6 protein-coding genes are annotated in these 6089 nt (G+C 33.0%); all 6 read right to left on the bottom strand.

From position 1 onward, the window contains the following. Positions 1-212: 212 nt before the first annotated feature. The 6 genes from CN514_RS20535 to CN514_RS20510 all read right to left on the bottom strand — a co-directional run bounded on the left by CN514_RS20535 (position 213) and on the right by CN514_RS20510 (position 5816). The gene (locus CN514_RS20535; RefSeq protein WP_098234181.1) at positions 213-1241 is read right to left on the bottom strand and encodes a Gfo/Idh/MocA family protein; all 1029 of its coding nucleotides are present in this window, start codon (positions 1239-1241) and stop codon (positions 213-215) included. Positions 1242-1281: 40 nt separating this feature from the next. Continuing rightward, entirely contained in the window at positions 1282-2250 is a 969-nt protein-coding gene (locus CN514_RS20530) for a sugar phosphate isomerase/epimerase family protein (RefSeq protein ID WP_098234180.1), read from the bottom strand. 24 nt (positions 2251-2274) lie between these two features. Continuing rightward, on the bottom strand, positions 2275-2991 hold the full coding sequence (locus tag CN514_RS20525; protein WP_098234179.1) for a ThuA domain-containing protein: 717 nt from the start codon (positions 2989-2991) through the stop codon (positions 2275-2277). A 42-nt stretch (positions 2992-3033) separates the two neighbouring features. Continuing rightward, the gene (locus CN514_RS20520) at positions 3034-3780 is read right to left on the bottom strand and encodes a sugar phosphate isomerase/epimerase family protein (RefSeq protein WP_098234178.1); all 747 of its coding nucleotides are present in this window, start codon (positions 3778-3780) and stop codon (positions 3034-3036) included. A 17-nt stretch (positions 3781-3797) separates the two neighbouring features. Further along, positions 3798-4877, bottom strand: a complete 1080-nt coding sequence (locus CN514_RS20515) for a Gfo/Idh/MocA family protein (RefSeq protein ID WP_098234177.1) — start codon at positions 4875-4877, stop codon at positions 3798-3800. A 75-nt stretch (positions 4878-4952) separates the two neighbouring features. Next, the gene (locus CN514_RS20510; RefSeq protein WP_098234176.1) at positions 4953-5816 is read right to left on the bottom strand and encodes an AraC family transcriptional regulator; all 864 of its coding nucleotides are present in this window, start codon (positions 5814-5816) and stop codon (positions 4953-4955) included. Positions 5817-6089 lie beyond the last annotated feature (273 nt).

The raw sequence follows: 6089 nt of genomic DNA, 5'->3' as shown, positions 1-6089 counted from the left end.
TAATAGTTAAAATTATATGCTTTTTCATAAATGAGGGTCAACCAATTTTATTAAATAAACATGATAAAATTAAAAACTTCTAATATTTAAATTAGTCATTGAATACAGTGAGAAAATAAAAAAAAGTAAACCCATGGAACATAACACTCCACGTCATTTACTTTTTTATAAGTCTAATTATTAAATTATTGGGGATAATATAATAGATTAATTTATAAATAAATCCTCTCTTTTTTCTTACCTGATTCATAGATTGCACAAATCATTTTTTGGGTTTTCATCGCTTCTTCACCAGTTATATGTAACTGAGAATGATCATTCAATGATTCATAAAAATTATTAATCTGTTTTACATGACTTACGCCCCAATATCCTTTCGCACCATTGCCATAATCAAAGGTTTCATTTGGATTGTTATCAGCAACGAACTCTCTTCCATCTTTTAAAGAGACAACTCCACGATCAGAAACCATTTTAGCAAGTCCGTTTTCACAATGCAGCTCAATTGTAACTGGTGCATCATAAGAATAATAGTTTATTGTATGAAACGCAGTAACTACACCACTTCTATACTTAATAACGCCTTCTGCACAATCTTCAACTTCAATCATTTCATGTGCTCTATTACTAATCGACGCGTCAACATATTCAATCTCATCGTCAACGAACCATCGCATTAAATCCATCGTATGAATAGCTTGGTCAATGACTACACCGCCACCTTCTTTTTCCCAAGTCCCTTTCCAATCACTAGTTAAATAGTACTCGTCAGAACGGTCCCAAGTTACTGATAGTTTTCCAGATTTAATTTTACCTAAAGTACCATTTTGTAACATTTCTTTAATTAGAACTGATCCTGGATTATACCTATTTTGGAAAATGACACCTAATGTTACTCCATTATTTTTTGCTGTTTCTACCATTTCTTGTGCATCAGAATAATGGATAGACATTGGCTTTTCAGTAAGAACATGGATTTTTCGTTTTGCTGCTTCAATAGCAACCGGCGCGTGTAAATAATGCGGTAAGCAAATATGGATAACATCTAAATTTTCTTTCTCAAATAGCTCAAGATAGTTTGTATAATAAGTACATTTGAATTGTTCAGCTTTCTCTTTTGCTCGCTCTTCCTTAATATCACAAACCGCTACTAATTCAACATTTTCTCTTATGAAAGCGGGTTGTGCATGCATTAAAAAAATATTTCCACAACCAATAATCGCAACTCTTAATTTTTCCATTTTTACACCAACTTTTTTTAGATTGGTTACTTATCTTTTATCAAGTCCACCACATTTGTGATGGCTCTTCATTTATTAATACAGACTGTAAGTTTTTCACAGCACGTGAAAAACCTTCTTCAATCGACATGATTGGATCTTCATGTTCAATACTAACGACATAATCATATCCAAATGTACGTAGTGCACTCATCATATCTGACCAATCTTTCAAACTATGTCCACAGCCTACTGATCGGAATGTCCAAGCTCTAGTTTGTACGTCACCATATGGCTGCATATCAGTTAAACCATACATATTTACATTATCTTGGTCGATATAAGTATCTTTTGCATGGAAATGGTGAATTGCATTTTCTTTTCCAAGTATTTTAATCGCAGCTACAGGATCAATTCCTTGCCACCAAAGATGGCTAGGATCTAAGTTAGCACCAATTGCATCACTAGTTTCTTTACGCAACTTTAATAATGTATATGGAGTATGAACTAAAAAGCCACCGTGTAGTTCTAAGCCAATTTTTACTTGATGATCCTCCGCAAATTTGCCCATTTCTTTCCAATAAGGAATTAGTTTTTCTTCCCATTGCCAATTTAGTACATCTCTGTATTCATTAGGCCAAGCAGTTACAGGCCAACTAGGAAACTTTGCTTCCTCATGGTCACCACTTGTTCCAGAAAAGCAATTTACAACTGGTACACTTAATAGCGAAGCCAATTTAATCGTTTTAGCAAGTACATCATGAGATTCCTTCGCAAACTCTTTATCAGGCGATAAAGGATTTCCATGACAACTAAAAGCGCTAATTGTTAATCCGCGTTTTTCAACTTTTTCAATATATTCTCTTCTGAGTTGCTCACTTTCTAATAAATCATTTAACGGACAATGGGCATTCCCAGGGTAACAACCAGTTCCTATTTCAACAGCCTTTAATCCGGAGTGTGCAACTTTATCAAGCATTTCTTCAAATGATTGATCCGCAAATAATACCGTGAATACTCCTAATTTCATCTTTTTCTCGCTCCAATCTATTATTTACGTTAATGCCTCTCTGGCCTCTGTATGTCCATATGAAGGATAATTTCTTTTTGATTTATTCGCCCAATTTACTGCATTAATGATAATTTTTTGAACTTCTTTATGATGATAAGTTGGATAAGTTTCATGACCTGGTCTGAAATAAAAGATTTTCCCATTCCCTCTTTTAAATGTACATCCACTTCTAAATACCTCTCCACCTTTAAACCAACTTACTAAAACTAGCTCATCTGGGGTAGGAATATCAAAATGCTCGCCATACATTTCTTCTTGGTCAATCTTAATATATTCACCAATTCCATCTACTATTGGATGAGACGGATCGACAACCCAAAGTCTTTCCGTTTCCGCTGCTTCACGCCATTTTAAATCACAGCTAGTCCCCATTAATTTTTTAAAAATCTTAGAAAAATGACCAGAATGTAGGACAATTAACCCCATTCCTTGCAATACTTTTTCATAAACCTTTTGAACAATTTGATCTTGCACATCATTATGAGCAATATGTCCCCACCAAACTAATACATCAGTTTTTTCTAGCACTTCATCCGTCAATCCATGCTCAGGTTGCTCTAATGTAGCCGTTGTAGTATTGTACCCTGCTTCATTTAAGAAGGTAGCAATGGTTGTGTGTATTCCGCTTGGATAGATGCTTTTTACATCTGGATTAATTTGTTCATGTCGATTTTCATTCCAAATCGTTACTTTTACCATATGACTCACCCATCTCTATTTTTTAAATAGCTTAATAGCTTCTTAAGCATCAGCTAGTATCATTCTTAAATTATTCAATCCAATTTCGACACTTTCTAAGTGTGGTTTAGTAAACGCTTCTTGCTCAACAATTAACCATTCGGCGGAATTTAGTTTCGCTTGTTGTACAATACCTTTTATATTCATAATTCCATTTCCTATTTCGGTACTTTCCTCTTTGGATGGAGCCATATCCTTCACATGAATTAATGGAGTTCTTCCTTTATACTTACTCATATATTCCACCGCATCTACACCAGCAAATTCTAACCAATATGTATCCAACTCTGCTTTTAAGAGATTAGTTGGAACTGAATTGAATATATTATCGAGAATATATTCATTTTCAAATGCAACTAATTCATGAGCATGATTGTGATAGACTAAAGATATCCCTGCTTCAGCTAGCTTCTTTCCTGACTGTTGTAAATGTTCTGTGAATTCTTTCCATTCTTCTAAACTAGTAAAATTTGCCCAAGGGCATACTACGTATTTGTTTCCTAATTCTTTTTCGAAAGCAATTACCTCATCAATGTGATGAATAATTTGTTCTGTACTTACATGGGCTCCTGCTATCATTAACCCTAGTTTGTTTAAAACAGATTTTATTTCTGAAGCATTTTTACCATAGTATCCCGCGAACTCAACACCGTCATAACCCATTTGCGCTACTTTTTCTAATGTACCGAAAAAGTCGATTGCTGCATCCTCTTTAACACTCCATAATTGTAGGGCAATTGGTAATGTCATTTATTCCATCTCCTATACTAATTATTAAAATATATCGGTTTCTTTGATTTTGAAGATTCGTAGATTGCCTCTAAAATTTGAGTTACAACTAATGCTTGCTCAGGTTTAACAGTTGGTTCTGTATTATTAATAATACTGTCGATCCATTGTCTCGCTTCTAATACTTCGGCGGAATCGGTTGCACCTTCATAAAAAGCTACGCCACCAGTGTTTATATCAATTTTTTTATCGTAAAGTCGCCCATATGCTTCCCCATTTATACGAAGTCCATCTCTCATATCAGCTCCACCTTCAGTACCACAAAGTGTAGTTTGAGCTTCTCCTATTTCTAGAGTGTTTAAAGCCCAGCTCGATTCTAGGATAACTGTTGCACCATTTTCCATCGTAATAAAACCAAATGCAGAGTCTTCTACTTTAAATTCCTTTGGATCCCATGGTCCAAAAGCATTTGCAGCGTTTTCTTTATGTGATAATTCGTGGTAAACGTTTCCAACTACAAATTTAGGTTTATAATTATCCATCAGCCATAATGTTAAATCCAAAGCATGAGTACCTATATCAATTAATGGTCCGCCACCTTGCTCTTCTTCATTTAAAAATACGCCCCAAGTAGGTACTGCTCTTCTTCTAATCGCATGAGCTTTTGCAAAATAAATTTCACCTAGTTCATTATTATTACAAACTTCGCTTAAATATTGTGAATCGTTTCGAAAACGATTTTGATAGCCAATCGTTAATTTTTTTCCTGTACGTTTTGACGCTTCTACCATCGCTTTTGCTTCTGCTGAAGTTTTTGCCATCGGCTTTTCACACATAACGTGTTTACCTGCTTCTAAAGAATCAATCGTAATAAATGAATGTGATTTATTTGGAGTACAAACGTGAATAACATCAATTGATTTGTCTGCTAATAATTCCTTGTAATCTGTATATGTCTTTGCTTCCTCAACACCAAATTTTGCTTTCGATTTAATAGCGCGTTCTTCAATAATGTCACAAAAAGCTACCATTTCTACATTATCTAATGCTGCTAAGCTTGGCATATGTTTACCATTAGCTATTCCACCACAACCGATTATTCCTACTTTTAATTTCATTTGAAAACCTCCGGAAATGTTATTTACATTTCCAGTTTATAGAAATAATTCATTTGAGTCTTCCTTACACCTTGCCTAAAACTTCTCAAATATTGTCTTTTTTTTATATTGGGTTGGAGAGAGACCAACCTCGTTTTTAAATAATCTGTTAAACGTTTTCACATTGATGAATCCAACATTATAAGCAATTTCTGTAATTGGTAAATCTTCATTAAATAAATACCATTGAGCCTTCGTTATTCTGTATTGATTTACAAAATGACAAAATGTAGATCCAGTGTATTTTTTAAAAAACTTTGCAAAATATGAATTCGTAAAACCGATATAATTCGCAACATCATTTAACGTAATATCATTCATATAATTTTCTTCTATATAATGAAATATTTTTTCTAATTTTAAAAGACTAGCATTCCTATTAGGGTAGTTAAGCTTATTATTTTCTGTATGAGGTAGATCTCGATAGATTAGTAGTAAAATATCATACAATCTAGCTCTAATCGCCAATTCGTAACCTTCTTTTTTATCAATATATTCACTCTCAAGTTCTTTTAAATAAGTAATCATTTTCTGTTTCACTTCTATATTCCATAAAACACTAGATTTTTGAATACAATTCAACAATTCAATTAGTTCCATATTATTTTTTTTCAAAAACTGTACATCTTCGAAAATTGAAAAATCAAATTGCACGACCAATCTCATACTATTCGGTGAAGATAAAAAATAATGAATGTCACCGCTATTAATGATATAAAATTCTCCTTCTTCTAAATGTAGTAACTCATCATTTACACCAATCTTTAAAATACCTTTTTGTACATAAATGATTTCTACGAGTTTATGCCAATGATGACCAACTAACGTCAATCCATCATTTGAAAACAAACAAAATGGAAAATTCCGATCTAGTCTCCTTACTTCAAGAGTGGCGCTCATTCCTATTCCCCCTGTACAACTTCTTACTATGTATGTATTTTACATTAACATTAAATATAGATTTTTTCATAAAATTACCATTTTAAAGTTAGAAAATAAAAAAATGCTTATACCGACTAAATAAGTATAAACATCAATATAGTTAAATCGTTCATTTTTTCACAAACTTATTTCCAATACATCAATTGATTCTCAAGGTTTTCCTTATTTACATAATTTCTTTGCATTGGAAAAGGACAACCTAGGTTATATTTCTTAATTTCATCATTTACT

The organism is Bacillus sp. AFS001701 (assembly GCF_002559405.1).
GTDB lineage: Bacteria > Bacillota > Bacilli > Bacillales > Bacillaceae_G > Gottfriedia.
This window is presented reverse-complemented; position numbering and strand designations above follow the sequence as displayed.